At 76.8% G+C, this 26,349-nt stretch carries 20 protein-coding genes; 15 read left to right on the top strand and 5 right to left on the bottom strand.

The window, feature by feature from the left end:
* Positions 1-221 precede the first annotated feature (221 nt).
* The 3 genes from Q0789_RS09560 to Q0789_RS09550 all read left to right on the top strand — a co-directional run bounded on the left by Q0789_RS09560 (position 222) and on the right by Q0789_RS09550 (position 5,114).
* Positions 222-449: a hypothetical protein gene (locus Q0789_RS09560; RefSeq protein ID WP_298804555.1), complete on the top strand. Its 228-nt coding sequence runs from the start codon at positions 222-224 to the stop codon at positions 447-449.
* A 226-nt stretch (positions 450-675) separates the two neighbouring features.
* Entirely contained in the window at positions 676-4,083 is a 3,408-nt protein-coding gene (locus tag Q0789_RS09555) for a DEAD/DEAH box helicase (protein WP_298804553.1), read from the top strand.
* Between the two features lie 287 nt (positions 4,084-4,370).
* Complete coding sequence (locus Q0789_RS09550; protein ID WP_298804551.1) at positions 4,371-5,114, top strand: hypothetical protein; 744 nt, start codon at positions 4,371-4,373, stop codon at positions 5,112-5,114.
* On the opposite strand, the gene malQ is transcribed toward Q0789_RS09550, so the two are convergent.
* Positions 5,092-7,266: a 4-alpha-glucanotransferase gene (malQ, locus tag Q0789_RS09545; RefSeq protein WP_298804549.1), complete on the bottom strand. Its 2,175-nt coding sequence runs from the start codon at positions 7,264-7,266 to the stop codon at positions 5,092-5,094. The two genes, Q0789_RS09550 and malQ, sit on opposite strands and share 23 nt — an antisense overlap.
* 223 nt (positions 7,267-7,489) lie before the next feature.
* Here malQ and Q0789_RS09540 point away from each other — a divergent pair, with 223 nt between their 5' ends.
* The 6 genes from Q0789_RS09540 to Q0789_RS09515 all read left to right on the top strand — a co-directional run bounded on the left by Q0789_RS09540 (position 7,490) and on the right by Q0789_RS09515 (position 16,423).
* A complete protein-coding gene (locus Q0789_RS09540) occupies positions 7,490-8,887 on the top strand; it encodes a histidine kinase (protein ID WP_298804547.1) in 1,398 nt (465 codons plus the stop codon).
* On the top strand, positions 8,884-9,651 hold the full coding sequence (locus tag Q0789_RS09535; RefSeq protein ID WP_298804545.1) for a response regulator transcription factor: 768 nt from the start codon (positions 8,884-8,886) through the stop codon (positions 9,649-9,651). Before Q0789_RS09540 ends, Q0789_RS09535 begins: the two co-directional genes overlap by 4 nt.
* A gap of 252 nt (positions 9,652-9,903) precedes the next feature.
* Entirely contained in the window at positions 9,904-10,680 is a 777-nt protein-coding gene (locus Q0789_RS09530; RefSeq protein ID WP_298804543.1) for an ABC transporter ATP-binding protein, read from the top strand.
* Between the two features lie 3 nt (positions 10,681-10,683).
* Positions 10,684-13,251, top strand: a complete 2,568-nt coding sequence (locus Q0789_RS09525) for an ABC transporter permease (RefSeq protein ID WP_298804540.1) — start codon at positions 10,684-10,686, stop codon at positions 13,249-13,251.
* 135 nt (positions 13,252-13,386) lie between these two features.
* Complete coding sequence (locus tag Q0789_RS09520) at positions 13,387-14,043, top strand: pyridoxamine 5'-phosphate oxidase family protein (protein WP_298804538.1); 657 nt, start codon at positions 13,387-13,389, stop codon at positions 14,041-14,043.
* A 166-nt stretch (positions 14,044-14,209) separates the two neighbouring features.
* Entirely contained in the window at positions 14,210-16,423 is a 2,214-nt protein-coding gene (locus Q0789_RS09515) for a prolyl oligopeptidase family serine peptidase (RefSeq protein WP_298804536.1), read from the top strand.
* Positions 16,424-16,516: 93 nt separating this feature from the next.
* Here the strand turns inward: Q0789_RS09515 and Q0789_RS09510 are convergent, their stop codons facing one another.
* Genes Q0789_RS09510 through Q0789_RS09500 form a run of 3 tightly spaced genes read right to left on the bottom strand, consistent with a single transcriptional unit; the run spans position 16,517 to position 17,969 of the window.
* Entirely contained in the window at positions 16,517-17,011 is a 495-nt protein-coding gene (locus tag Q0789_RS09510; protein ID WP_298804535.1) for a PH domain-containing protein, read from the bottom strand.
* Positions 17,008-17,493 (bottom strand): PH domain-containing protein, encoded by a 486-nt coding sequence (locus Q0789_RS09505; RefSeq protein ID WP_298804534.1) that lies wholly within the window; start codon positions 17,491-17,493, stop codon positions 17,008-17,010. Before Q0789_RS09505 ends, Q0789_RS09510 begins: the two co-directional genes overlap by 4 nt.
* Positions 17,490-17,969, bottom strand: coding sequence for a hypothetical protein (locus Q0789_RS09500; RefSeq protein ID WP_298804532.1), 480 nt, complete (start codon positions 17,967-17,969; stop codon positions 17,490-17,492). The genes Q0789_RS09505 and Q0789_RS09500 overlap by 4 nt, the downstream gene beginning before the upstream one ends.
* A 116-nt stretch (positions 17,970-18,085) precedes the next feature.
* On the opposite strand from Q0789_RS09500, the gene Q0789_RS09495 reads away from it, so the two are divergent.
* The 5 genes from Q0789_RS09495 to Q0789_RS09475 all read left to right on the top strand — a co-directional run bounded on the left by Q0789_RS09495 (position 18,086) and on the right by Q0789_RS09475 (position 24,602).
* A complete protein-coding gene (locus Q0789_RS09495; protein ID WP_298804530.1) occupies positions 18,086-19,825 on the top strand; it encodes an SDR family oxidoreductase in 1,740 nt (579 codons plus the stop codon).
* A gap of 256 nt (positions 19,826-20,081) precedes the next feature.
* Complete coding sequence (locus Q0789_RS09490; protein WP_298804528.1) at positions 20,082-20,483, top strand: globin; 402 nt, start codon at positions 20,082-20,084, stop codon at positions 20,481-20,483.
* 57 nt (positions 20,484-20,540) lie between these two features.
* Complete coding sequence (locus Q0789_RS09485; protein ID WP_298804526.1) at positions 20,541-21,389, top strand: alpha/beta hydrolase; 849 nt, start codon at positions 20,541-20,543, stop codon at positions 21,387-21,389.
* A 196-nt stretch (positions 21,390-21,585) separates the two neighbouring features.
* The gene (locus Q0789_RS09480) at positions 21,586-23,307 is read left to right on the top strand and encodes a glycoside hydrolase family 13 protein (RefSeq protein WP_366917703.1); all 1,722 of its coding nucleotides are present in this window, start codon (positions 21,586-21,588) and stop codon (positions 23,305-23,307) included.
* A gap of 131 nt (positions 23,308-23,438) precedes the next feature.
* Complete coding sequence (locus tag Q0789_RS09475) at positions 23,439-24,602, top strand: sugar-binding transcriptional regulator (RefSeq protein ID WP_298804522.1); 1,164 nt, start codon at positions 23,439-23,441, stop codon at positions 24,600-24,602.
* 36 nt (positions 24,603-24,638) lie between these two features.
* On the opposite strand, the gene Q0789_RS09470 is transcribed toward Q0789_RS09475, so the two are convergent.
* Entirely contained in the window at positions 24,639-25,145 is a 507-nt protein-coding gene (locus Q0789_RS09470; RefSeq protein ID WP_298804520.1) for a thioesterase family protein, read from the bottom strand.
* A 223-nt stretch (positions 25,146-25,368) separates the two neighbouring features.
* On the opposite strand from Q0789_RS09470, the gene Q0789_RS09465 reads away from it, so the two are divergent.
* Positions 25,369-26,334: an acyl-CoA thioesterase II gene (locus Q0789_RS09465; protein ID WP_363326084.1), complete on the top strand. Its 966-nt coding sequence runs from the start codon at positions 25,369-25,371 to the stop codon at positions 26,332-26,334.
* Positions 26,335-26,349 lie beyond the last annotated feature (15 nt).

The raw sequence follows: 26,349 nt of genomic DNA, 5'->3' as shown, positions 1-26,349 counted from the left end.
TACCCGGAGGAGCTTCGGGAGCGGGCGATCCGAATGGCGGTGGACGCCCGCAAGGACCCGGCGATGAGACAGACCGAAGCGACCCGCGGGGCGTCGCCCACATACTTTGGCTCGTCGTCACCTGGACCAAGTCTCGCAACCAGGGCGTCACCGCGGCGAAGTACCTGGACCAGGCCGGCGGGGACTACCGCCACGTCCACGATCCGCGACTGACTCGGCTCGTGTGCGAGGCCATCGCCGAGACTTCCGGGCTGGACGCCGCCCCTGACGAGGTGTCGCGGGTCCTCACCGGCCGCAGCAGCGACCCCGCCCGGGACGAGCTCAACACGTGGCTGACCTGGCGGCAGCACGCCGCAGCCCGCGTGTCCCCTACCCACGTCATCACGCACCCGCGGCTCGCCCGGCCCCGCGGCCGCGTGAACGCCGACCCCTACTTCCCCGCCACGTAGGGTCGGCCAAGACACATCGCGCACCGCCGCTGCACTGACATCAGTCCGCTGGAGCCCCAACCAGGAGCACCATGACCCCTTCGACCAGCCGAACGATCCGCCACCGGACGCCCACGCCGTGACTAGCGAATTCGGTGCCCGGCTCCGGCAGGCTGCTGCGCCCGAGAGCGCCTGTGACGGGCAGTTGACCGTCTACAGGTGGACCCTCAGTGTCGAGTCAAGCGACATGCCTGCCCTCGCCCGCGACGTCGGTCGCGCCTACATCACCGAGGGGGCCCGACTCCTCTTCCCGAATGCCGAGGTCCGGGATGCTGTGCCCACCGAGGACACCGTCCGCAAGGGTGATCTCGGTGAGATGGTTGCGATGGGCATTTACAGCACCCGGATGGGCCGCACGGTGCCCTACACGAAGTTGCAGCTCGCCAAGAACGTCGCCAACGCCACCGCACAGGGGCCGGACACCGTCTGCCTCACCATCACCCAGGGCGAGAACTTGGAACCGGTCTCCGTCGAAGCCAAGTGCCGCCCCATCGGCCGCCCGTCGAACGTGCTCGCTCCCATCGAAGACAGCTCCAAGGTGGTCACGCCCGACTACCTGGCGCAGGCCTGGGCCAGCGGCGTGCAACTCATGCTGGGCCACCCCGACCACGCGCGGCACTTCGCATTCTCAGCGGCCCAGCACCTGGGGCGCCTCATCAACCCCCAGGCACCCCTGCCCCCGCACCTGCGTCACGGAGTCGCCGTGGTCGGCGAGGACCGCCTGTCGACTCAGCAGATCGAGCAAAGATGGCAGGGCGCCCCGCACGTCACCGAACTTCACGTCGTCACCGTCCCCGACCTCGTCCTCACGATGAACCGCATCTTCGACGCCGCTGCAGGCCTCACCTACCAGGACCTGACCGGGGGTGCAGCACCCCTGATCGCCCCCGGAGCCAAACCAGGCACCTCGGGCCTGGTCAGCCGCGACATGCCCGCTCAGCTCGCCGACCCGTCCACACCCGACCCGCTTCGCGACATCCTCGAGGCCAGCCTCTGGTACCTGGCCGACGAGGACGGACTCGCCAGGGCTCGCGCCAGCGCGCTCACCGACCACGACGACCTCGACGTGCTCGGGCTCGCCCAGGTGCTCACGGGCGCCCACGCCCGCGCCGGCCGAACCCTGCACGGGCGCCCCTTAGGTGACTTCGCGATCGCGGTGCGCGACGTCGTCGACCTCCGAGTCCAACCCGACCGACTGCGTGAAGTCCTTGACGCGTCCTCCCTCGAAGCGGGCCACCTGCATGCTGCGCAGCACGTCGCGGCCGCAGTCATCTACCGCCTCGACCGCCACCCCCAAACCATGACCGCGGCGAAGGGAGCCACCGGCGTCGCCGTGCAGCACGTCGTCACGCGGATGCGCCAATTCGGCCGGCACGCGTTCTGGCCCTCTCAGGCAGAAGCCGTCCGAGGCGGCCTCCTGGACCCCGCGCAACATTCGCTCGCGATCAAGATGCCCACCAGCGCGGGCAAGACGACCCTTATGCAGTTAGTCGCCGCGCACAACATCGACCTGCACCCCGACGGCGTCGTGGCCGTCCTGGCGCCGACCCGAGCTCTCGTCAGCCAGTTGTACCGCGACCTTCGAGACGGCCTCCCGGCCGACGTCGCCGTGCGGTCGTCCCAGGGTGGCCTCGACTACGACACCGACCTCCCCTCCACAGGGCGTGTCCTAGACGGCCCCGGGGTAGCCGTGGTGACCCCCGAACGCTTCGACCTCGACTGGCGCCGGGCCCTGACCGATGACGGCGGCATCGACCTGGACAACATCAAGCTCCTGATTGTGGACGAGGCGCAGCACGTGGACAACGGGCCGCGCGGCGCCACCCTCGAACTCATCATCGCCAAGGCGCTTCGGCGTGGCATCCGTGTCGTCCTCCTCGCTAGCCAGTTCTCCAACGTCACGGCCATCGCGAATTGGGTGAACGGAGACGCGCTCGAGTCCGACTGGCGACCAGCCTGGCTCGAGCGGCACGTCTTCATCCGCGGCCTACCGGGCACCTCGCCGACGAGGGCGAAGGTCGGGTACCTGTGGCCCGAGGGCGGCGACCCCGAGAAGGTCTTCGCGCTGAAACCGAGCGAGAAGACCAAGCGCGAGGGCTGGATCCGGGACCGCAAGCACGAGGCGGCGGGCCTGATGTCCCAGTGGACGTCCGAGGGCCTCGTCGTCGTGTTCACCGCCAACAAGTCGCACGCGAAGGGCCTGTACGACACCATCTATGAGAGCACCGTTCAGCTCGGACCGCCTCGTCGAGGGCTGGCGGAGATCGCGGACGCGATCGAACCGCTGCACCCGAATGAGGCCGCCGCCCTCCGCAACGGATTCGGGATGCACACCGCCGACGTGCCTAGGACGGTCCGTCAGGCGATCGAGTCGGCCGCCCGGGTCGAGGGCGGTCTCCTGCGGTGCATCGTGTGCACCCCCACCCTGCTGGAAGGCGTGGACTTCCCCACGCGCACGGTGATCGCCGCGCACCCGCCGCGCACCGGACCCCCGAGCCACGCACCCGACATCGCCAAGCTGCGCAACCTCGAGGGCCGCGCCGGCCGCGCCGGCAAGTTCATCAGCGGACGGCTCGTCGTCATGACCTCCGACCACGATCAAGCTCGGAAGTGGCGCCGGGCGATGCGCCAGGCCCTGCCCCCGACCGAGACGGCCCTCACCGCGGCGCTCAAGGTGATGCAGACGTGCGCACCCGAGTACATGGCTCCCGAGACCAAGGACATCATCGACGCCGTCACCATCGAGGTGCTGGCCGAGTCCGCCGCCGCAGATGGAGATCTCCGCAAGGCGCTCGAAGAGGCGTTGCAGCGGACCTTCTGGTCGGCGACGTCCGCCCCGCAGGTGCAGGCCCCGGCCCTGGCCACCGGGGCCGGATATGCGGCGCGGGTCGCTCAGCGAGTACCCGACAACGCCCTGCGCGCCGCCGTGTACCGGTCGGGCTTGAAGCTGGAGGGCTGCCTGGCGCTGCGGGACGCCATCGCCACTCACCTCGACCCGGTGGTGAAGGTGCTCCGCTCGGACCCGCCGGACGCCGACGCTCACGATCGCCTGCTGCACTGGCTCATCAAGACCTGCGTGGCAACCCTCGAGGAGCTCGAGGCCCTCCGGGACGTGGACCCAGACGCGCTCAAGAGCGCCCTAACAGCGTGGACGGACGGCAAGAGCGAGGCCGACATCGAGCGCGACCACGCCGAGGCCTGGTCAGCGGTGAAGCCGGTCCACCTCGAGACGCTCCTCGTATGGGCCCTCACTGGAGCGTTCGAGCTCATCGCAGCGCTTGCCGATGACCTGCAGCTGCGCGAAGCCGCCCACCACCGGCTGGGGCCGAGCCGACTCCGCTACGGCGTCTTCGACGCCGAGCTGTGCTCCATGGTCCGTGACGGCGCCGATCGCGTCCAAGTGGCCCGTGTCGCCGCCGAGTACCTCAAGGAGCCAAAGTCACCCTCCGCCATCCAATGGCCGCTCAGCGTCATCGTGGGGCTACGACTCGCGCAGGAGGAGGAAGCAGCCAAGGCTGCCGCGCTTTCGCCCGACCCCAGCGCCCCAGATGACCCGGCGGGGAGCGACGGGGACCAGGGTGGTGCCACCAGCTGACGCCGCCTTGCGCGAGCCGGGGCAACGCCGCGCGCGTGCACTGGGCTGCGTAGCCTCGACACACCGCTGCCGGCATCCCACGCGAAGCCCGCTGTCGGTGTCACGGACAGTTACGTCCACCTCTGTGGCCGGCTCCGGGCACAACAAGTCGCGCGCCCCCTATCCGACGTCAGGGGCCGAGGAGGCTCGTCCGCCCCTTGTCGCCGTCGCGGGCGGCTGCGCACACTGGGGGACGCCCGTCGTCGGCCCAGCCCGGGCCGGACGCCGCGCAGCCCCCGGAGGCCACCGTGCTCGACGACGCCCGCACCGCCGCCCCGACCTCGATGCCCGTCCTCGCGCGCGGGCGGCACCGGACGCCCCGCACGGGCGCCTGCTTCATGGAGATGGCCTCCTACCTCGCCGGCGAGCGCTGGAGCGACCACCCCGCCTGCACCCACCCCCTGCTCGCCCGGCTGGCCCGCGACGTCAACGACCGCACGAGCGACACCGGCCGCGCGCGCCTGGGCCGGCTCGTGCCCTCGGTCGTGGGCCTGCACGACGACGACCCGGCCACGGACGTGCGCCTGGCCCTGCTGTGCACCGCGGCGGCGCTGCCCGTGTCCGCGATGGAGCGCCAGCACGCCCTGGCGGTGGCGCTGCTGGCCGGCGAGGAGGTCCTCGCGCACCTCGAGGGGCGGTCCGGCGGCGAGCCCTCCGAGGCGGCGCGCGCGGCGCTCGCCCGGGTGCCGGGCGCCGCGGCGTGGGCCCGGCGCTTCACCGAGACCACCGGGCCTCGGGCGCGGGCCGGTCACCGGGGCGGCGGCGCGGCGGACCGGTGGGTGCGCGGGTACCTGCGCCACGGGGCGCCGTCCGCCGTCAGCCTGTCGGTCGCCGGCGTCGCCGGGGCCTGCGGCGTCGACGCCGACGCGCTCCTGCACGACCTGCTCGTGGACGCCGTCGCGCTCGTGCGCGGCGACAGGGACCCCGCGGCGGCCCCCGCCCCGGACCGCTGGGCGGAGGCCTGCCGCCTCAGCGCGGCGGGTCGTCGCTGAGCAGGGCCCGCAGCAGCGAGCGCACGCGCGGCAGGCCGGGCAGGTCCTCCAGCAGCACCGGGTCGCCGGAGGAGTCGCCCAGCGGCACCCGCCAGTTGGGGTACTGGTCGTAGGTCCCCGGCTGGTTCTGGGTGCGCCTCTCGCCCACCGCGTCCGGCAGCGAGACGCCGAGCAGGCGGCTGGGCGCCGCCCGCAGCAGCCGGTGGAGGCCGTCGACGAGCTGGCGCTCCGTCGGGTCCTCCGGCACGAGCCCGCGCTCGGACAGCTGGGCGAGCACCGACGCGCGGTCGCGCTCGTCGACGCGGCGCTCCTCCTCGACGTCGCGGGTGAGCAGGCCCAGCCGGTCGCGCAGGTCGATGTGCTCGCCCGCCAGGTAGCCCGCCGTGGGCGGGAGGTCGTGCGTCGTCACGGTGGCCATGCACAGCTCGCGCCACCGCTCGGGCGGCAGGGGCGCGCCGTCGCCGTCCCGCTCGAACCACAGCACGGACGTGCCCAGCACGCCGCGCTCGCGCAGGTGGTCGCGCACCCACGGCTCGACGACGCCGAGGTCCTCCCCGACGACGACGGCACCGGCGCGCTGTGCCTCCAGCGCGAGGATGCCGACCATCGCCTCGTGGTCGTATCGCACGTAGGTGCCGGCCTCCGGGCCGAGGCCCGCGGGCACCCACCACAGCCGGAAGAGGCCCATGACGTGGTCGACGCGGACGCCGCCCGCGTGGCGCAGGACGGTCCGGATCATGTCCCGGTAGGGCGCGTAGCCGAGCCGGGCCAGGCCGTCGGGCCGCCACGGCGGCTGGCTCCAGTCCTGCCCCTGCTGGTTGAAGGCGTCCGGCGGGGCGCCGACCGTGATGCCGCGGGCGAGCGCGGGCCCGAGGGTCCACGTGTCGGCCCCCGTCGGGTGCACGCCCACGGCCAGGTCGTGGACGACCCCGAGCGCCATGCCGGCGCGCGTGGCGGTGCGCTGCGCGGCGTCCAGCTGCTCGTCGACGACCCACTGCAGCCACTCGTGGAACCGGACGTCGTCGGCCACCTCGGTGACGAGCCGCTCCTGCTCGCGGCTGCCGTGGTCGTGCGCCCCCTCCGGCCACTGCGAGGACGGCAGCCCGTGGCGGTCGGCCAGGGCGCACCACGTCGCGAAGTCGGTGAGGCCCTTCCCCTCCCGCTCGCGGAAGGCGGCGAAGTCGGCCGCGCGGGCCGCGGTGCGGCCGGCGTCGAAGACGGTGCGCAGCGCCGAGCGCTTGGCGGCCCAGACGGCGTCCCGGTCCACGAGCGCGCCGGCGGCCGAGGCGGCCCGCTGCTCCTCGGCCGCCCACTCCAGCAGCGCGCGGTCCGCGGACGGCAGGTACGCCGTCTCGCGGACGTCCTCGACCCGGATGTAGACCGGGTTGACGAAGCGGCGCGTCGTCGGCAGGTACGGCGAGGGCTCCATCGGCGCCACGGGCTCCGCGGCGTGCAGGGGGTTGACGAGCACGAAGTCCGCGCCGTGCTCGCCGCCGCTCCAGCTCGCCAGCTCCGCGAGGTCGGCGGCGTCCCCCAGCCCCCAGGAGAGCCGGGAACGCACCGAGTACAGCTGCACCATGAGGCCCCAGTGCTGCCCGTCGCGCACCCCCGCGGGCAGCTCGAGCACCGACGGCGTCACGACGAGCGGCGCCGTCGCGGTGGGCTCCGCGCCGCCCGGGACGGCGCCGACCCGCACCCGCAGCTCGTGCCAGCCGAGCGGGGTGTCGGCGGGGACGGCGAAGGTCGCGCGGCCGACGAGGGCGCCGTCGACCTCGCGCGGGTCGGTCCAGCGGTCCAGCTGGGCCAGCGGCACCGAGCGGCCGTCCTCCAGCACCGCCTCGCAGGCGACCGGCTGCCCGTGGGGCACGTGGACGGCCACCTCGCCGACGCGCCCGTCGCGGAGCACGACGACGGGCGGCAGCACGGCGCGCCAGGGGGCGAGGTCGACCTCGGCGAGGGCGGCCTCCACGGCGTCCTCGCCGTCCGCGTCGACGTCGAGGGCCGCGAGGACGGCGACGACCGTGCTCGCGGGCACGTCGAGGTGGTTCCCCTGCCAGTCGTCGTACTCGACGGCGACGCCGTAGCGGCCGGCGAGCTCCTTGAGGGCCGGCGAGGGCAGCGCCCCGTCGGCGGTGGCGGTGGCGTCGGGCATGGTGCTCCGTCCGGGGTGCGCGGGGGGCGGGTCGGACCGGCCGCGGGGTGGTCGCCGCGGGGGCGCGAGGGCGGCTCGGATCCTGCCAGAGCGGCCCCGGGTCGGCCCGGTGGCGACGGCCTCCGCGACGGCGCCCGCCGGCCCCGCGGGCGGCCGCGGAGGGCGCGCGACCTCCGACCAGAGGCTGACGACCCCGTCCGCCGCCCGCGGCTACGGTCGCCGGGTGAGCCCCCAGGACGCCCCCGAGCGGTACGCGGGCGCCGAGGCCGGACGCCGGCGGGGCGCCGGTCCGGAGGCCGGCCCCGGCGCTCGCCGCCCCGCGGAGCAGGCCCTCGACCGTGACGTCGCCCCGGACGTCGACCGAGACCCCCGGACCGGCCCGCGGACCGTCGAGCCGCCCTCCGCGATCGAGCGGGCGGCCGCCTGGTCGCGGCGCCACCGGCGCGCCGTGGACGTCGGCACGACCGCCCTGCTCGCGCTCTTCCTCGTGGTCCCCGCGAACGCCTCGCCCGGCGCCGGCCCGCAGACGTGGCTGCTGTCGCTGCTCCTCGTGGCGCCCCTGGTGTGGCGCCGCACGGCGCCGCGGCTGACCTTCGGCCTCGTCGTGGCGGCGGGTCTGCTCGTCCTCCTCGTCGGGGACTCCGCCAACCCCGGCCTCGTGGCCGTCCTCGTCACGGTCCACTCCGTCACCGCCTACGGCACGCGGCGCGACGGGCGGGCCGTCCTCGTGGTCGGGGTCCTGGCCGCGGGAGCGGCCACGGCGCGCTTCGTGGCCCTCCCCTCCGGGGACCTCGTCGCCGCGGCCGCCGCCGGGAGCGCCCTCTCGCTCCTCGTCGTCGCCGCGTGGTCCATCGGCCAGCTCTCGCGGGTGCGCGTGTCGCACGAGGCGGCCCTCACCGAGCGCGCGCGCCTCCTCGAGGCGGAGCGCGACCAGCAGGCGGTCATCGCGGCGGCCGCCGAGCGGGCGCGCATCGCCCGCGAGATGCACGACGTCGTCGCCCACTCCCTCGCCGTCGTCGTGGCGCAGGCCGACGGCGGGCGCTACGCCGCTCGCGCCGACCCGGCCGCCGCGGTCCGTGCGCTCGAGACCATCGCGGGCACGGGTCGGCAGGCGCTGGCGGACATGCGCGGGCTCCTCGGCGTCCTGCGCGAGGACGGGGCCGCCCGCCGGACGCCGCAGCCGGGGGCGGGCGACCTCGCGGACCTCGTGGAGGACCTGCGCGCGGGCGGCCTCGACGTCCGCCTGGAGGAGCACGGCGAGCGACGCCCCCTGCCGCCGAGCCCGGGGCTCGCCGTCCACCGCATCGCGCAGGAGTCGCTGACCAACGTCCTCAAGCACGCCGGCCCGCGGGCGAGCGCCGTCGTGCGCGTGCGCTGGCTCGAGGGCGCCGTGGCGCTGGAGGTCCTCGACGACGGGCGCGGGGCGGGCGCCGCGCCCGCCCCGCCCGGCGGGCAGGGCCTCGTCGGCATGCGCGAGAGGGCCGCGCTCACCGGCGGGTCGGTGGAGGCGGGCCCGGCCCCGGGCGGCGGCTGGCGCGTGCGCGCGCTCGTGCCGGACGAGCCGCCGGCGGCCGACCGGGCCGGTGCCGCGGCGACCGCCCGCGCAGAGGCCCGTCGGTGAGCGCGGCCGACGCCGTCCGCGTCGTCCTCGTCGACGACCAGCCGCTCGTGCGCACGGGCTTCGCCATGGTCATCGACAGCCAGCCCGACCTCGCGGTCGTCGGCCAGGCCGGCGACGGCGCCGCCGCGCTCGCCCTGCTGGCGGAGGTCGAGGCCGACGTCGTCCTCATGGACGTCCGGATGCCCCGCATGGACGGCATCGAGGCCACGCGCCGGCTCACCTCCGGTGACGGCGCCCCCCGGGTCGTCGTCCTGACGACCTTCGACCTCGACGAGTACGTCGTCAGCGCCATCGGCGCCGGCGCGAGCGGCTTCCTCCTCAAGGACGCCGAGCCGGAGGAGCTCCTGGCCGCCGTCCGCACGGTGCACGCCGGCGACGCCGTCATCGCCGCGCGCGCCACCCGGGCCCTGCTGCAGCACGTCGGGCCCCTGCTCGCCGACGAGCACGACGGCGCCGCCGCGCCGGCCGCCCCGGGGGGAGCGGGCGCCGCCCCCGCGGGGGCACCGGCCCCCGCCCGGGCCGCGGACGCCGCCGCGCTCGAGGCGCTGACGCCCCGCGAGCGCGAGGTGCTCGAGCTCATGGCGCGCGGCGCCAGCAACACCGACCTCATGGCGCGCCTCTTCGTCTCCGAGGCCACGGTGAAGACCCACGTCGGCCGCGTGCTGGCCAAGACGGGCTCGCGCGACCGCGTGCAGGCGGTCGTCCTGGCCTACCGCTGCGGGCTCGTGCGGCCCGAGGACCTCCTGCGCGACGCCGAGGGCTGACGACCCGCCCGTCCGGCCGCACCGCGCACCTCGGCGTCCCACCAGGGTCTGACCCGCGGCGCCCCGGACGGGACGCACCGGCGGAGGACGTCCCCGCTGGGGCCGACGTGCGGCCGCGCGAGGAGCAGACCTGCGGCCGACGCGGGGCGCACGGCCGCGTCCCTAGCGTCCGGACGTCCGCTGCGGCAGCCGTTCCCGGCCGCCGCCCGCTCGCCGCCAGGAGGCCCCGTGCACCCCGCCCCGTCCGCCCCGATGACCGGACCGACCGCCGCCGCGCGCCCCGCGGGCTCGCGGCCCGACGCCACGACCGCCGCCGTGCGGGCCGAGGGGCTCACCAAGGTCCACGGCCGCGGCGACGCGGCCGTCACCGCGCTCGACGGCGTCGACGTCTGCGTGGGCCGCGGCACCTTCACCGCCGTCATGGGGCCCTCCGGCTCGGGCAAGTCCACGCTGCTGCACTGCCTCGCCGGCCTCGACACGGCGACGAGCGGCCGCGCGTGGGTGGGCTCGACCGAGATCACCGGCCTGAGGGAGAAGCAGCTCACCCGCCTGCGGCGCGACCGCATCGGCTTCGTCTTCCAGTCCTTCAACCTCGTGCCGGTGCTGACGGCGCACGAGAACGCCGTGCTCCCCCTCGCCCTCGCCGGGAGGCAGCCGGACCCGGCCTGGTTCGACGAGGTGGTCGGCCGCCTCGGGCTGGGGCAGCGCCTGCACCACCGGCCGTCCGAGATGTCCGGCGGGCAGCAGCAGCGCGTCGCCGTCGCCCGCGCCCTCCTGCCGCGCCCCGACGTCGTCTTCGCCGACGAGCCGACCGGCAACCTCGACTCCCGCGCGGGCGCCGAGGTGCTCTCGCTGCTCCGCAGCGCCGTCCGCGAGACGGGCCAGACCGTCGTCATGGTCACCCACGACCCGGTCGCCGCGTCCTACGCCGAGCGCGTCGTGCTCCTCGCCGACGGCCGCCTCGCGGGCGAGGTGCACGCCCCCACGGCCGAGTCCGTCCTCTCCGCCCTCGCGGCGCTCGGGGGCTGAGCCGTGCTGCGCCTCACCCTCGCCCAGGTCCGCCACCACGCGGGCCGTCTGCTCGCGAGCGCCACCGCCGTCGTCATCGCGGTCGCCTTCGTCGTCGTCACCCTCGTCGGCGGCTCGACCGCCGCCGCCACCGTGCGCGCCGCGCTCGCGGCGCCGTACCTGCCCGCGGCGGCCGTCGTCGAGGCCCCGACCGACGTGCCGCCCGCCGACGCCGACGACCCCTTCGCCGTCCCGCCGTCCCTCGCGGGGGCCGTGGACGCCGTGCGCGCCGTCGACGGCGTCACGGACGTGGCCCTCGACACCACCACCTACGCCTCCGTGTCGACCGGCGGCTCCGAGGGCGAGGACGGCGCCGCCACGACCGCGCAGTTCGTGCCCGTCCAGCCCGTCGGCTCGCCCCTGCGCTGGCAGCAGGTGGGCGACGGCCGCCTCCCCGAGCGCCCCGGCGAGGTCGCCGTCACCGAGCGGGTGGGCGCCGTCCCGGGCGACGTCGTCACCGTCCAGCCCGAGCCGCCCCTCGCGACGGCCGAGGACGAGGAGCCGGCCGCGCCGGCGCCGCAGCGGCTGGAGGTCGTCGGCGTCCTCGACACCGGAGGTGACCCCACGGCCTCCGTCACCCCGCGGCTCGCCGTGACGGCCGACCAGGTGGCGGCATGGGGCTCGTCCACCTCGTCCGAGGAGCTGCGGGTGGCGGCCGCGCCGGGCACCGACGCCCAGGCGCTGGCGTCCGCCGTCGCGGCCGCGGCCACCGACGCCCTCGGGGTCCCCGTGGCCGCGCAGACGGCGGACGACGCCACCGACGCGGTCGTCTCCGAGACGACGGGCGGCGCCCTGCAGCTGGTCTCGGTGCTGCTGGCCTTCGCCGTCGTCTCGGTCCTCGTCGCGGGCCTGGTGATCGCCAACACGTTCGCCGTGCTCCTCGCGCAGCGGACCCGCGAGCTCGCGCTCCTGCGCTGCGTCGGCGCCTCGCGCGCCCAGCTGCGCCGTGGCGTCCTCCTCGAGGCCCTGGCCACGGGGCTCGCCGCCTCGGCGCTCGGGACGGCGCTGGGCATCGCGATCACGGCGGCCGGCTCGGCGGTGGTCGCCCGCACCGACGCGCCGATCCCCCTGCAGGGGCTGTCGGTGCCGTGGTGGGCCGTGGTCGTCGGGCTCGTGCTCGGCACCCTCGTCACCGTCGTCGCCGCGACGAGCCCGGCGCGCGCCGCCACGCGCGTCGCCCCCCTCGCGGCCCTGCGCCCGCTGGACGTGGCGCCGCTGCGCTCGCGCGGCGGGGTGGCGCGGCTCGTCGCCGGCCTGCTCCTCGCCGTGCCGGGGGCCGTCGCGCTGACCTGGACCTCGCTGCGCGGCGAGCTGCTGCTGGCCCTGGCGGCCGGCGTCCCGACCTTCCTGGGCGTCGTCCTCCTGTGCCAGCGCGGCGTGCCCGCCGCCGTCGGCCTCGTCGGGCGGCTCCTGGCGCGCGTCGGCGGCGTGCCCGGCCGCCTGGCCGCCCGCAACTCCGTCCGCGTGCCGCGGCGCACGGCGGCCACCGCCACGGCCCTGCTCGTGGGCGTCACCCTCGTGAGCACCTTCGTCGTCGGCGCCGCCTCGGTGCGGGCGACGACGACGACGGAGCTGGAGGCCCAGTACCCGGCCGACGTGCAGGTGGTCGACGCGGGGTACTTCGACGGGCCGGGCCTCCCGGAGGACCTGCTCCCCGCGGTGGCGGGCACGCCCGGGGTCACCGGGGCGGCCGCGGTGCGCGGGGCGCTCGTCGACCTGGGCGACGTGACGGAGCAGCCCCTGCTCGGCCTGCCCGCGGACGTCGACGGCGTGGTGCGCTCGTCGACGGCCGGCGCCCCGGCGGCGGGGGAGGTGCGCGTGGGGCCCGGCTACGCCTTCGTCAACGGCCTCGCGGACGGCGACGTCCTCACCGCCACGGGCCCGACGGGGACGGCCGACCTCGTCGTCCGCGTCGGCGGCCGCAACGACCTCCCGGTGGTCGCGGAGGCCGACCTGGAGCGGCTCGCCGCCGCGGCGCCCGTGGCGGAGGTCTGGGCCGCCGTCGCGGACCCCGAGGGTCGCGGCGCCGGCGAGACGGTCGACGCCCTGACCACGACGGTGTCGTCCGCCGCGCCGGACTCCTACGTCGCCGGGGCCGTGCTCGTGCGGCAGGGCCTCGACCAGGTCCTCGACGTCCTGCTCCTCGTCGTCACCGCGCTGCTCGGCGTCGCCGTCGTCATCGCGCTCGTCGGCGTGGGCAACACGCTCGCGCTGTCCGTCGTCGAGCGGCGCCAGGAGCTGGGCCTCCTGCGCGCGCTCGGGCAGCCGGCCCGCGACGTCCGCAGGACCCTGCTGTGGGAGGCCGGGCTCGTCGCCGGGGTCGCCTCCCTGCTCGGCGTCGGGCTGGGCGTCGCCTTCGGCCTGGCCGGCACGTCGGCCGTCCTCGCCTCCGCCGCGCCGGTCGTCCTCGACGTCCCCTGGCTGCAGGTCGCCGCCGTCGTCGCCGTGGCGACGCTCGCCGGGATGGTCGCCTCGCTGCTGCCGGCCCGACGAGCCGCCGCCGTGCCGCCCGTGGCGGCCATGGCCGGCTGAGGCTCCGACCCTCAGAGCCCCGCCCCACGGGGCGCGGCTCCGGGGGGCGGGGCTCTCGGGACAGGGGGCGGTGGTGCGGCGCAGGGGGCCGCACCACCGCCCCGTCGGCCCTCCTGCGGGTGGAGGATCGCCCCCGTGGACGCGCAGCAGGACCAGCGGGGGCACGAGCGAGGTGTCGTCGACGTGGCCGACGAGGCCGAGCTGAGGGCGCTCGTCGGTGAGCCGTCGGCGGGCGCCGTCCGCAAGGAGCGGAACCGCCTGCACGACCTCGACCGGGCCTGGCTCGCGGCGTCGCCGTTCTGGCTGCTCGCGACCGCCGGTGCCGACGGCACGTGCGACGTCTCCCCGAAGGGCGACCCGGCAGGCTCCGTCCTCGTCCTCGACGACCGGACGGTCGCCCTGGCCGAGCGCCCGGGCAACCGGCGGGTGGACGGCTTCCGCAACGTCCTCGCCAACCCGCACGTCGGCCTCCTCTTCCTCGTGCCGGGCCGCGGCGACACCCTGCGGGTCAACGGGCGCGCCCGGCTCGTGCGCGACGCCCCCTGGTTCGACGACCTCGTGGTCGAGGGCCACCGGCCCGTGCTCGCGCTGCTCGTCGAGGTGGAGCAGGTCTTCCACCACTGCTCCAAGGCCTTCCTGCGCTCGCACCTGTGGGACCCGGAGACGTGGGACCCGGACGCCGTCCCCGCCCGCCCCCGCATCGCCCGCGCGCTGGAGCGCCCCGAGGCCTCGCTCGAGGAGCTCGAGCGCTACTACGGGCCCTCCTACGCCCAGGGCCTGTACCGCTCCTGACCCCAGGCAGACGGCGACTCCCGCACGGGCGACCTGCACGACGGACCACGGACGCGCACCGCACGCGCCTGACCTGCGGTGACGCCGCGCGACCGGCCCGTGTGCAGGTCGCTGCGCGGACGACGCCGATGACGACGGCTCGCCGGGCGCCCGTACGGTGCCGCTCGTGACCTCTCCCGGCGCCGACCTGCCCCTGCACGGCCCCGAGGCCTCGGCCTCGCCCCGGCCGTACCCGCCGGCCCGGCGCGACGACGTCGTCGAGGCGCTCCCGGCGGCGGACCCGGTCGCGCGGGTGGCGGACCCCTACCGCTGGCTCGAGGACGCCGCGGGCGAGGACGCCCGGGCGTGGTCCGCGGCGCAGGACGCCCTCCTCGCCGAGCACCGCGCCCGCTGGGCCGGCCGCGACGAGGCCGAGGAGCGGCTGCGCGGGCTGCTCGGCGCGGGCTCCGTCGGTGTCCCGGTGTGGCGCGGCGAGCGCCGCTTCTCCACCCGCCGCGAGCCCGGCGGCGAGCACGCGGTCCTCCTCGTGCGCGAGCCGGGGACCGACGGCGCCGAGGTCGAGCGGGTCCTGCTCGACCCGGCGGCGCTCGACCCGAGCGGGCTGACGACGCTCGACGCCTGGCAGCCGAGCCTCGAGGGCGACCTCCTGGCCTACCAGCTCTCCGAGGGCGGCTCGGAGGAGAGCGTCCTGCGCGTGCTCGACGTGGCGACCGGCGAGGTCGTCGACGGGCCGGTCGACCGCGCCCGGTACTCCCCCGTCGCCTGGCTCCCCGGCGGGAGCGCCTACTACTGCGTGCGGCGGCTCGCCCCCGAGCTCGTGCCGGAGGGCGAGGAGCAGTTCCACCGCCGCGTCGTCCTGCACACCGTCGGCGCCCCGGAGTCCGAGGAGGTCGAGGTCTTCGGCGCGGGGCGCGACCTGCGCACCTACTACGGCGCCTCGGTCTCCCGCGACGGGCGGTGGCTGTCGGTCACCGCGGCGATCGGCACGGACCCCCGCAGCGACGTGTGGCTCGCCGACCTCGGCGAGGGGTCCGCCGCCGCGGCCGCTCCCCCGCTGCGCGAGGTGGTCGTGGGCGAGGACGCGAGCACCTCCGCGCGGGTCGGCCGCGACGGGCGCCTGTACGTGGGCACCGACCTGGGCGCGCCGCGCGGCCGCCTCGCCGTCGCCGACCCGCACGAGCCCGGCCCGGACGGGTGGCGGGACCTGCTCGCCGAGCGCGACGACGCCGTCCTCGAGGGCTGGACGGTGCTCGACGGCCCCGAGCTCGGCGACGCGCCCGTGCTGCTGGCGGCCTGGACGACGCACGCCGTCAGCCGCGTGACCGTCCACGACCTGGCCGACGGCGCCCTGCGCGCGGAGGTCGTGCTGCCCGGCACGGGGAGCGTCGGCGGGCTCGTCTCCCGCCCGGAGGGCGGCCACGAGGCGTGGTTCACCTTCACCGACCCGACGACGCTGCCGCACGTGCACCGCTTCGACGCGCGCACGGGCGAGGTCGAGGTCGTCGAGGGCCCGCCCGGGGCCCTCGACGCCGCCGAGCCCGACGTGCCGACGACGACGCAGCAGCTCGAGGTCACGAGCGCGGACGGCACGACCGTGCGGGTCCTCGTCACCGCCCGCGCGGACGCGCTGGACGACGCCGGCGCGCCCCTCGCGAGCGCCCCGCTCGTCCTCTACGGCTACGGCGGCTTCGGCGTCTCGCTGCGCCCGACGTGGTCCGCGACGACGCTCGCGTGGGTGCGCTCGGGCGGCGTGTGGGCCGAGGCGGGCCTGCGCGGCGGCGGCGAGGAGGGCGAGGAGTGGCACCGCGCCGGCATGGGCCCCGAGAAGCCGCGCGTCTACGAGGACCTCGAGGCGGCCGCCGACGCCCTCGTCGACCGCGGGTGGACGACGCGCGAGCGCCTGGGGATCTACGGCGGCTCGAACGGCGGCCTGCTCGTCGGGGCGGCGCTCACCCGCCGTCCGGACGGCTACCGCGCCGTCGTGTGCTCGGCGCCGCTGCTCGACATGGTCCGCTACCAGCTCCACGGCCTCGGCCGGACGTGGGCCGGGGAGTACGGCGACGCGGAGGACCCCGAGCAGCTGGGCTGGCTGCTGGCGCACTCGCCGTACCACCACGTGCGCGCCGACCAGCCGTACCCGGCGACGCTCTTCACCGTCTTCGACGGCGACTCCCGCGTCGACCCCCTCCACGCCCGCAAGACGTGCGCGGCGCTGCAGGTGGCGACGTCGCGCCCGGTCGACGAGGCGCCCGTCCTCCTGCGCCGCGAGGCCGACGTCGGCCACGGAGCTCGCTCGCTGAGCCGCTCGACGGGGCTCACCGCGGACGTGCTCGCCTTCCTCGGCCACCACCTCGGGCTGGACGTCGCGCGGGTGCCGTGAGCCCGCGCTGACAGCTCGCCGACGTCGACCGGGGACGCGGAGCCGTGCGGACCGGCCCGGTCCGCACGGCTCCGCGTCCCCGGTCGCGGGTCCTCACGCCTGCGGCCGCTCCGCCTCCTCGGGGGCCGTGCGCGCCGCCTCGAGGCGGCGCTGCAGCTCGCGGGCGTCGTCGGCGGAGACGCCGGGCAGGTCGATGGTCTCCGCGAAACGGCCGCCGGGGAGGCGGAGGTACGACGACGGGTGGAAGGCGCCCGGCGGGCGCACCTCGGCCACGGCCGACCACGGCCTGAGACGCGTGCGTCCTAGGAGGCCGACGTGGCGGACTCCCTCCGGCTCGAGCACGAGGTGCGCGCGGGACAGGACCACGAGCCCGAGCACACCTAGGAGGACCCAACCCACGCCGAGCACCACGAAGGCCACGTGCAGCTCCCCGAAGAGGAGTTGGAGGCCCAGGTAGACGACCCCGAGCACGAGGTAGGCCCACGAGCTGCGCCGCTGCGCCTTCGTCGTCGGCAGGTCGATGCGCTGCGGCAGCCCGTCGACGTCCACGCGCAGGGAGGCCGCCTCGCCGTCGACCGGGTCGGTCACGCCTCCTCCTGCGCGCGCGCCCGGGCGTCGTCCAGCCGTCGCCCGAGCTCGCGGGCGTCGTCCGCGGCGAGCCCCGGCAGGTCCGTCGTCTCGGCGAAGCGGCCGCCCGGTCCCCGCAGGTGGGACGACGGGTGGAAGGTGTCCGGCGGCCGCACCTCGGCCACGGCCGACCACGGGACGACGCTGCCGCGGCCGACCAGGCCGACGCGGCGCACGCCCTCGGGCTCGAGGCGGACGTGCACGCGCGCCGCGACCAGGAGGCCCAGACCGCCCTGGAGGAGCCACATGGCTCCGAGCACCTTCGGGAAGCTCGCCGAGAGGTCGAGCACGAAGGACACCAGCAGGGCGGCGCCGCCGATGACGACGAGAGCCTGCAGCCATCGCCTCCCGACCTGCTGCTGCGGGTCCTGGAAGCGCTGCGGCAGACCGCCGACGTCGACGAGCAGCGGCGGGGCGGCCTCCTCGTCGGCGGGCTCCGTCACGTCGTCTGCGCCGCTCTGGCCCGGGCCTCGACGAGCCGGCGCTGCAGGTCGTCGGCCTGCTCGGCCGTCATCCCGCCGACCGGGACGGCGGTGTCGGCCGCGGTGGTGCCGCGGATCTCCGCACGCCGGGTGTACCGGCTGGGACCGCGGACCTCGGCGACGGTCGACCACGGCCGCAGCTCCCCGCGCCCCGGCGCCCCGCCGACGCGGTAGCCGGTCGGCTCCAGCCGAACCGCGAAGGTCGACCAGTAGACGGCGAGCATCGAGTTGACGGCCACCTGCAGGACGGACAGGACGACCTGTCGAGCGCCCTCGTCATCGGCGATCGCCATCACCAGACCGACCGCCCAGAGCACGGCGAGGGTCGCCCACAGCCACGGCCACCACCGCGACTGCCAGGACCGCCACATCCGCGGCAGCCCCTCGAGGTCGACGACGACGGACGGCTCGTCGTCGCCCCGCCTCCCTCGTGCCACGACCGCGATCATGGCGCGGGCTCGCGAAGGCGCCGCGTCGAGGACCGGACGCCACCCGACCGGGTGACACCCCGACCGCCGCGCGCTCCTCCCTTCCCGGGGCGACCATGGCGGGCATGACGAGCAGCGCGGAGCAGGCGGCGGGCACGTCCGGGGCCGGGCGGGGCGTCCAGGGGCCGGGGGACGGCGACCTCGGGGGCAGCGAGAACCGCGGGGCGGACGTCTCCCCCGACGCGACGGCGGTCGACCCCGTCGTCGCGGCCGAGGGCGGCGACGGCGGGGCCCCGCTCGTCCTCGTCACCGGCGTCACCGGGTACATCGGCGGGCGGCTGGTGCCCCAGCTGCTCACGGCCGGCTACCGCGTGCGCGCGATGGCGCGGCGCCCCGAGCGCCTGCAGGACCGCCCCTGGTACGACGACGTCGAGCTCGTCGACGCGGACGCCAACGACATCGACCAGGTCAAGGACGCCCTCCGCGGGGTCGACGTCGCCTACTACCTCATCCACTCGCTCGGCTCGGGCAAGGACTTCGAGCAGCTCGACCGGTACACCGCGCGCACCTTCGTCACGGCCGCGCGCGACGTCGGCGTCGGGCGCGTCGTCTACCTCGGCGGTCTGTACCCGGAGGGCGAGCACCTCTCGGAGCACCTCGGGTCGCGCAAGGAGGTCGGCGACATCTTCCTGGCCTCCGGCGTCGACTCGGTCGTGCTCAAGGCGGCCGTCATCATCGGCTCGGGGTCGGCGTCGTTCGAGATGATGCGCAACCTCACCGACCTGCTGCCGGCGATGGTGACGCCGAAGTGGGTCACCTCCAAGATCCAGCCCATCGCGGTGCGCGACGTCCTGCGCTACCTCGTGGGCGCGGCGCGCCTGCCGGAGGGCACGAACCGCGGCTTCGACATCGGTGGCCCCGACGTCCTCACCTACCGGCAGATGATGCAGCGCTACGCCGCGGTGGCGGGCCTCAAGCCGCGCGTCATCGTGCCGCTGCCCGTGCTCACCCCGGGCCTGGCGTCGCACTGGACGGGCATGGTCACGCCGGTCCCCAAGAAGATCGCCCGCCCGCTCATCGGCAGCCTCGTGCACGACGTCGTCTGCAAGGAGGACGACATCAAGCAGTGGGTGCCCGACCCCGAGGGCGGCCTCATCGGCTTCGACGAGTCCGTGCGGCTGGCGCTGACGAGGATCCGCGACTACGAGGTCGAGACGTCGTGGCGCTCGGCGAGCCTGCGCGGTGCGCCCAGCGAGCCCCTGCCCACCGACCCCGACTGGGCGGGCGGCCGCCTCTACGTCGACGACCGGAGCACGACCGTCGACGCGCCGGCCGAGCACCTGTGGGCGGTGCTCCAGGGCATCGGCGGCGACAACGGCTGGTACTCCTTCCAGCTCGGGTGGTGGACGCGCGGGGTGCTCGACCAGGTCTTCGGCGGCCCCGGCCTGCGCCGCGGCCGGCGCGACCCGCTGCACCTGTCGGTCGGCGACGCCCTCGACTGGTGGCGGGTCGAGGCCATCGAGCCCGGGCGGCTCGTGCGGCTGCGCGCCGAGATGCGCCTGCCCGGGCTGGCGTGGCTCGACCTGTCCGTGGAGACGGGCGCCGAGGCGAAGGAGGCCGGGCGCATCGGCCGGGAGGTGGCGGACGACGCCGTCGTCTTCCACCAGCGCGCGCTGTTCCACCCCCGCGGGCTGCCCGGGCGCCTCTACTGGACGGGCATCGTGCCCTTCCACGCGGTCGTCTTCGGCGGCATGCAGCGCAACGTCGCCCGCGCCGCCGAGGACGCCTACCGGCGCAACCCCGACGCCGGCGCGCTCCTGCGCGACCAGGCCGCCGCAGAGGGGCGGACGGCGAGCGCCGCCTGAGCCCGACGCCCCCTCCGGGGGCGATGTGTGGCCATGTCGCCCCCCGTCGCCCCCGCAGAAGGCGATGTGTGGCCATGTCGCCCCCTCACCTGCCCCGCGGGGGCGATGTGTGGCCATGTCGCCCCGGCGCCGCAGCGGGGGGCGACATGGCCACGCATCGCCGCCGGGGCACGCACTCGCAGGGCGACATGGCCACACATCGCCCCGCGGGGCGGGGCGGCGGGGGCGGCCGAGGTGGTGCGGGAGACTGGGGCACGTGCGCATCCAGGGACCGGGCGGCCAGGGCACCTTCTACGACGCCGTCGGCGGGCACGACACCTTCGTGACGCTCGTCGACCGGTTCTACGACGGCGTCGCGGGCGACGACGTCCTGCGGCCCATGTACCCCGAGGAGGACCTCGAGGCGGCGCGGGTGCGGCTGCGGATGTTCCTCGAGCAGTACTGGGGCGGCCCGACGACGTACTCCGAGGAGCGCGGCCACCCCCGCCTGCGCATGCGGCACGCGCCCTTCGCCGTGGGCCCGGTGGCCCGCGACCGGTGGCTGCTCCACATGCGGGCGGCGGTGGACTCCCTCGACCTGCCGCCGCTGCTGCACGCCGAGCTGTGGGACTACCTCGAGCGCGCGGCGCACAGCATGCTCAACACCTTCGACGGCTGACCGCTGCGGCCGCGGCGGAGGGGCCCGCGACGCCGTCGCCCGCCCTAGCCTCCGCGCATGAGCAGCGGGCGCGACGTCGACGTCGCGGACGGCCGGGTGCTGCGCGTCCACGACAGCGGCCCGCCCGGCGCACCGCGGCGCGCCGACGGCGTGACGCTCGTCTGGCACCACGGCTCCCCGCAGACGGGCGCGCTGCTGGAGCCCGTGCTGGCGGCCGCGGCGCCGCGGGGACTGCGCGTCGTCTCCTACGGGCGGCCCGGCTACGGCGGGTCCACCTCGAGGCCGGGGCGCGACGTCGCGTCCGCGGCGGAGGACGTCGCGGGGGTCGCGGACGCCCTCGGCCTCGGCCGCCTCGTCGTCGTGGGCGCGTCCGGCGGCGGGCCCCACGCCCTCGCCTGCGCGGCGCTGCTGGCCGACCGCGTCGTCGGCGCCGTCGTCCTCGCCGGCCTCGCGCCCTTCCGGGACGAGCGCTGGTGGTTCGACGGCATGGCGGACGAGGCCGCGCTGCGGGCGGCGGCGCGGGGACGGGACGCCCGGCTGGCCCACGCCGAGCACGACGCGTTCGACCCGACGTCCTTCGTCGACGTCGACTGGGAGGCCCTCGCGGGCCCCTGGGCCGACCTCGGGGAGGACGCCCAGCGCGCCGGTGCGGCGGGGCCGGGCGGCCTCGTCGACGACGACGTCGCCTTCGCCCACGACTGGGGCGTCGACCTCACCGGCGTCCGCGTCCCGGTGCTCTGCGTCCACGGCGACCGGGACCGCGTCGTGCCGCCGGCGCACAGCCGCCGGCTCGTCGAGCAGCTCCCGCGGGGAGAGCTGTGGACCCGACCCCGCGACGGCCACGTCTCCGTGCTCACGGCCCTGCCCGCGGCGCTCGACCGGCTCCTCGAGGTGGCCGGGCGCTGAGCCGCGGGAGGCCCCGGCTCAGGGTCGGGCGGGCCGACGCTCCGGGCCCGTCCGGAGCCCGGGCGCGTGCCGGGCTCCCCCTCCGGCGCCGGTAGCCTCACCCCGCGTGACGACGACCGACGCCGCCCCCGCGCCCGCCGCCGACCCGACGCCCGACGAGGCCCCCAGCAGCGCCCCCGGCGGCGCCCCGGAGGGCGTGAGCATCGCCGGTGGCCGCGGCGAGTGGTGGCGCTCGGCGGTGGTCTACCAGGTCTACCCGCGGTCCTTCGCCGACTCCGACGGCGACGGCATGGGCGACCTGCCGGGCATCACCGCCCGCCTCCCCCACCTCGCCGAGCTCGGCGTCGACGCCCTGTGGCTGTCGCCCTTCTACACCTCGCCCCAGCACGACGCGGGCTACGACGTCGCCGACTACCGCGACGTCGACCCGCGCTTCGGCACGCTCGCCGACGCCGACGCCCTCGTCGCCCGCGCCCACGAGCTGGGCCTGCGCGTCGTCGTCGACCTCGTGCCCAACCACACGTCGTGGGACCACGCGTGGTTCCGCGCGGCGCTCGCCGCCGGTCCGGGCAGCCCGGAGCGGGCGCGCTACCTCTTCCGCGACGGTCGCGGCGTCGACGGCGAGATCGCGCCGACGAGCTGGCGGTCGGTCTTCGGCGGCCCGGCGTGGGAGCGCGTGACCGAGGCCGACGGGCGCCCCGGCCAGTGGTACCTGCACCTCTTCGACGTCTCCCAGCCCGACCTGGACTGGACCAACCCCGAGGTCGTGGAGGAGTTCCAGGACGTCCTGCGCTTCTGGCTCGACCGGGGCGTCGACGGCTTCCGCGTCGACGTCGCCCACGGCCTCGTCAAGGCCGACGGCCTGCCCGAGTGGGACGCCGCGACGGAGATGATCACGGGGACGCTCGCGGGGATGAACGGGGAGTCGCGCACGCCCCCGCCGATGTGGGACCAGGAGGGCGTCCACGAGGTCTACCGCCGGTGGCGCGCCGTCCTCGAGGAGTACGAGGGCGACCGCATGCTCGTCGCCGAGGCGTGGGTCGACCCGGTCGAGCGGCTCGCCCGCTACGTCCGCGACGACGAGATGCAGCAGGCCTTCAACTTCGCCTACCTCGTGGCGCCGCTGGACGCCGCGGCGCTGCGCGCCCAGGTGGAGGAGACGGCGGCCGCCATGTCTGCCGTCGGCGCCCCGCCCACCTGGGTGCTGAGCAACCACGACGTCGTCCGCCACACCACGCGCTTCGGGCTCGACCTGGCCGGGGGCAACCCCGACGGCCTCGGCGCCGACGACGAGCAGCCGGACCCGGCCGTGGGCCTGCAGCGCGCCCGCGCGGCGACGCTGCTCATGCTCGCGCTGCCGGGCAGCGCCTACGTCTACCAGGGCGAGGAGCTGGGCCTGCCCGACGCGGTCGTGCCGGACGAGGCCCGCCAGGACCCGTCGTGGGAGCGCACGGGCCGCGAGACGAACGGCCGTGACGGCTGCCGCGTCCCGATCCCGTGGGAGGGCGACGCGCCGTCCTTCGGCTTCGGCCCCACGGCGGCCTCGTGGCTGCCGCAGCCCGCCGTCTACGGCGAGCTCGCGCTCGACCGGCAGCGCGACGTCCCCGGCTCGACGTACGAGATGTACCGGGCGGCGCTGCGCCTGCGCCGCGAGCTGGCGCTCGGCTCCTCCACCGGGCTGTCGTGGCGCGCGCTCGAGGGCCCGGACGGGCAGGTCCGGGGCGAGGAGCACGGCGTCCTCGCCTTCCGCAGCGCGGGCGCCCTCGTGGTCGCCAACCTCGGCGAGCAGCCCGTGGCGCTCCCGGCCGGCGCCGAGGTCCTCCTCGTCAGCGGTGACCTGCAGCGCGACGCCGAGGCGCGTCTGCTGCCGCCGATGACGACGGCGTGGCTGCGCGAGGAGTCCCCCGCGAGCGCCTGAGTCGAGCGCCCGGGGCGAGAGCCCGGACGACGAGCGGGGCGCGGCCGGCGGTGAGCGTCGGCCGCGCCCCGCTCGCTACAGTGCGCGTGCTCACCTGAGCGCCAACACCTCGTAGATGAGGAGTCGTCACCGTGGACGAGAGGACCTCGCGCACCCCGGCCCGCGACGGGTCGACCGGACGGCCGCCCCGGGCCGGGACGAGCACGAGCAGCGCGCCGCGGCCCGGCGGCCACCCGCCGGGGCCGACCGGGCTCGTGCTCCTCGGCGAGGTCGCCCGCCGCTTCCACGTCGTCGGCGACAGCAAGGTCGCCATCGCGGCCGACCTCGGCATCAGCCGCTTCAAGGTGGCGCGGCTGCTCGAGGAGGCGGCCGAGCGCGGGGTCGTGCGGGTCAGCGTCGTCGTCCCCGGCGGCACGGACCCCGAGCGCTCGGTGGCGCTGGCCGCGGCGCTGGGGCTCGAGCGGGCCGTCGTCGTCGAGGTGCCGACCGGGGACGACGTCGTCGTCCGCGAGCACCTCGGCCAGGCCGTCGCCGCGCTGCTCGAGGAGCTGCTCGTCGACGGCGAGGTCCTCGGACTCACGTGGAGCCGCACGCTGGCCCACGCCGCGCAGGCGCTCGAGCGGCTGCCGCCGTGCACCGTGGTGCAGCTCGCGGGCGCGCTGCACGACGCGGGCTCCGGCACGGTCGAGCTCGTGCGCCGCGTCGCCGCCGTCTCCCGCGGTCGCGCGCTGCCCGTGTACGCCCCGCTCGTCACGGCCGACGCGGAGACGGCGACGGCGCTGCGCCGCGACCCGGGCATCCGGGCCGCCCTGCGGCGCGTCGACGACCTGACGACGGCGGTCGTCGCCGTCGGCGGGTGGGGCGAGGGCCTGTCGACCATCTGGCCGGCCGTCGCGCCGCACGAGCGCGAGGCCGGGCGGCGCGCCGGCGCGGTCGCCGAGATCAGCGGCCGCCTCCTCGACGCCGACGGCCGCCGCGTGCCGAGCGCCTTCGACGACCGGGTGATGGCCCTCGAGCTGTCCCAGCTCGAGGACGTCGGCGAGGTCGTCGCCGTCGCCTACGGGGCGGAGCGGACGGCGGCGGTCCTGGCGGCCGTCCGCACCGGCTGGATGACGACGCTCGTGGCCGACGCCGAGCTGGCCGACGCGCTGCTCCAGCTGCCGCCCGAGGAGCTGCCCGGGGGCGACCACGGCGCGGGCGCGGAGGAGCTCCCCGACGGCGAGGACTCCGGCGACGGCGAGGACTCCGGGGACGGCGGGGGCTCCGGCGACGGCGGGGGACGAGGCGCGCGCTGACGAGTCTCGCGGCGGCGCCGCGTCCCCGCCGGGCGGCTAGGAGGCCGCCGCGGCGGCCGCGCGCTCGCGGGCGCGCCGCCGGAGCTCGACCGGGGGGCCGGTCATCTCGGCGAACATCGCGCTCTCGCCCGGCGTGATGCGGCGGGGGCGGCCGGCGTCCATGTCGAAGAGAACGACGGTCGACTCGGCGCGGGCGTAGACGACCCAGCCCTCGGCGTCGCCCGTCAGCTCGTCGGGCGCGTCCTCGGCGCGGCCGCGGACCTCGTAGCCCAGGTCGAAGCTGGCGCCCGAGGTGCGGCTGACCCACAGGCGCACGGTGACGGGCTCGTACTGGTACTTCAGCGGCACGAGGTACTCGACCTCGTTGCGGGCGATGATGGTGCCGGTGCGCACGGGCGACTCCGACGTCGCCTCCCCGTGGGGGGTGCGGAAGGCGAGGATGCGGGCGTCCTCCAGCAGGCGCACGTACTGCACGTTGTTCACGTGGCCGTAGGCGTCCATGTCGGACCAGCGCAGCGGGACGAGGACCTCACGAGCGGGCATGGCGGCATCGTCGCAGGCCCGCGCCCTCCCCTCGCACGGCGCAGCGGCCCGCGGCGTCGCCGGTACGGTCGCGCCCGTGGTCGACTCACCTGACGACGCCCAGCCCCAGGACGCCCGACCCGAGGACGTCGGAGCGGACGGACGCGGCACCGGGAGCCTGCCCGCCTGGCCCGACGCCCCGCCCGCCCGGGACGGCGGCACCGGCAGCGCCGGTGACCGCCTGCTGCAGCGGCTCCTCGACGTCCTGGCGCTGGAGGAGCGCGGCGTCGACGAGCGGGGCCAGGACCTCTTCGCGGGCGAGAGCCTCCCGCAGCCGCACGGCCGCGTCTTCGGCGGGCAGGTCGTGGCGCAGGCCGTGGTCGCCGCCACCCGCACCGTGGGCGACGGCCGCGCCGGCGAGGTTGCCCCCGGTGACCCGCCGCCGCCGGGCGAGGGCGCCACCCGGCCCGTCCACTCGATGCACGGCTACTTCCTGCGCGCCGGGGACTCCTCGCTGCCCATCACCTTCGCCGTCGAGCGGCTGCGCGACGGGCGCTCCTTCAGCGCCCGCAGGGTGCACGCCCTGCAGCACGACCGGCCGATCCTGTCGATGATCGCCTCGTTCCAGGCGCCGGCGGACGGCGTCGACCACCAGGTCGCGGCGCCCGACGTGCCGGGGCCCGAGGAGCTGCGGCCCACCGTCGAGCTGCTCGGCACGCCGGACGCGCCCCCGCCCTGGCGCGTGCCCGGCTCGCTCGACGACGCCGCCCGCGCCTGGGCCCAGCGCTGGGCCAGCTCGCGGCCGCTCGACCTGCGCCACGTGCCCGAGGGCGTGCTGCCGCCGGGCAGCGGGCAGGCGGTGTGGCTGCGGACCACGGCGCCGCTCCCCGACGACGACGCCCTCCACCGGGCGGTGCTGGCCTTCGCGAGCGACGACTCGCTCCTCGAGCCCGTGCTCACCACCCACGGCCTGACGTGGGCCTCGCGCGGGCTGCGGGTCGCCAGCCTGGACCACGCCCTCTGGTGGCACCGCCCGGCGCGCCTCGACGAGTGGCTGCTCTACCGCCAGGCCTCCCCCACCGCCGTCGGCGCCCGCGGGCTCGCCACCGGCCAGGTGTTCTCCCGCGACGGCGTCCTCGTCGCCTCCGTCGCCCAGGAGGGGCTCGTGCGCCCGCCCCGACCGGGCGCGGGCGCCGGGCTCGTCGGGTAGCGGGCTGGTCGGCCA

This window comes from uncultured Pseudokineococcus sp. (genome assembly GCF_947499845.1).
GTDB lineage: Bacteria > Actinomycetota > Actinomycetes > Actinomycetales > Quadrisphaeraceae > Pseudokineococcus.
Note: the sequence above shows the minus strand (reverse complement) of the source record. Positions and strands in the feature narration are given on the sequence as shown.

What these genes read in the sequence shown, in the direction of transcription:
- Q0789_RS09555 (WP_298804553.1), top strand. Translation starts at nt 676, where the DNA reads ATGCCTGCCCTCGCCCGCGACGTCGGTCGCGCCTACATCACCGAGGGG.
- malQ (WP_298804549.1), bottom strand. Translation starts at nt 7,266, where the DNA reads ATGCCCGACGCCACCGCCACCGCCGACGGGGCGCTGCCCTCGCCGGCC.
- Q0789_RS09530 (WP_298804543.1), top strand. Translation starts at nt 9,904, where the DNA reads ATGACCGGACCGACCGCCGCCGCGCGCCCCGCGGGCTCGCGGCCCGAC.
- Q0789_RS09495 (WP_298804530.1), top strand. Translation starts at nt 18,086, where the DNA reads ATGACGAGCAGCGCGGAGCAGGCGGCGGGCACGTCCGGGGCCGGGCGG.
- Q0789_RS09485 (WP_298804526.1), top strand. Translation starts at nt 20,541, where the DNA reads ATGAGCAGCGGGCGCGACGTCGACGTCGCGGACGGCCGGGTGCTGCGC.
- Q0789_RS09470 (WP_298804520.1), bottom strand. Translation starts at nt 25,145, where the DNA reads ATGCCCGCTCGTGAGGTCCTCGTCCCGCTGCGCTGGTCCGACATGGAC.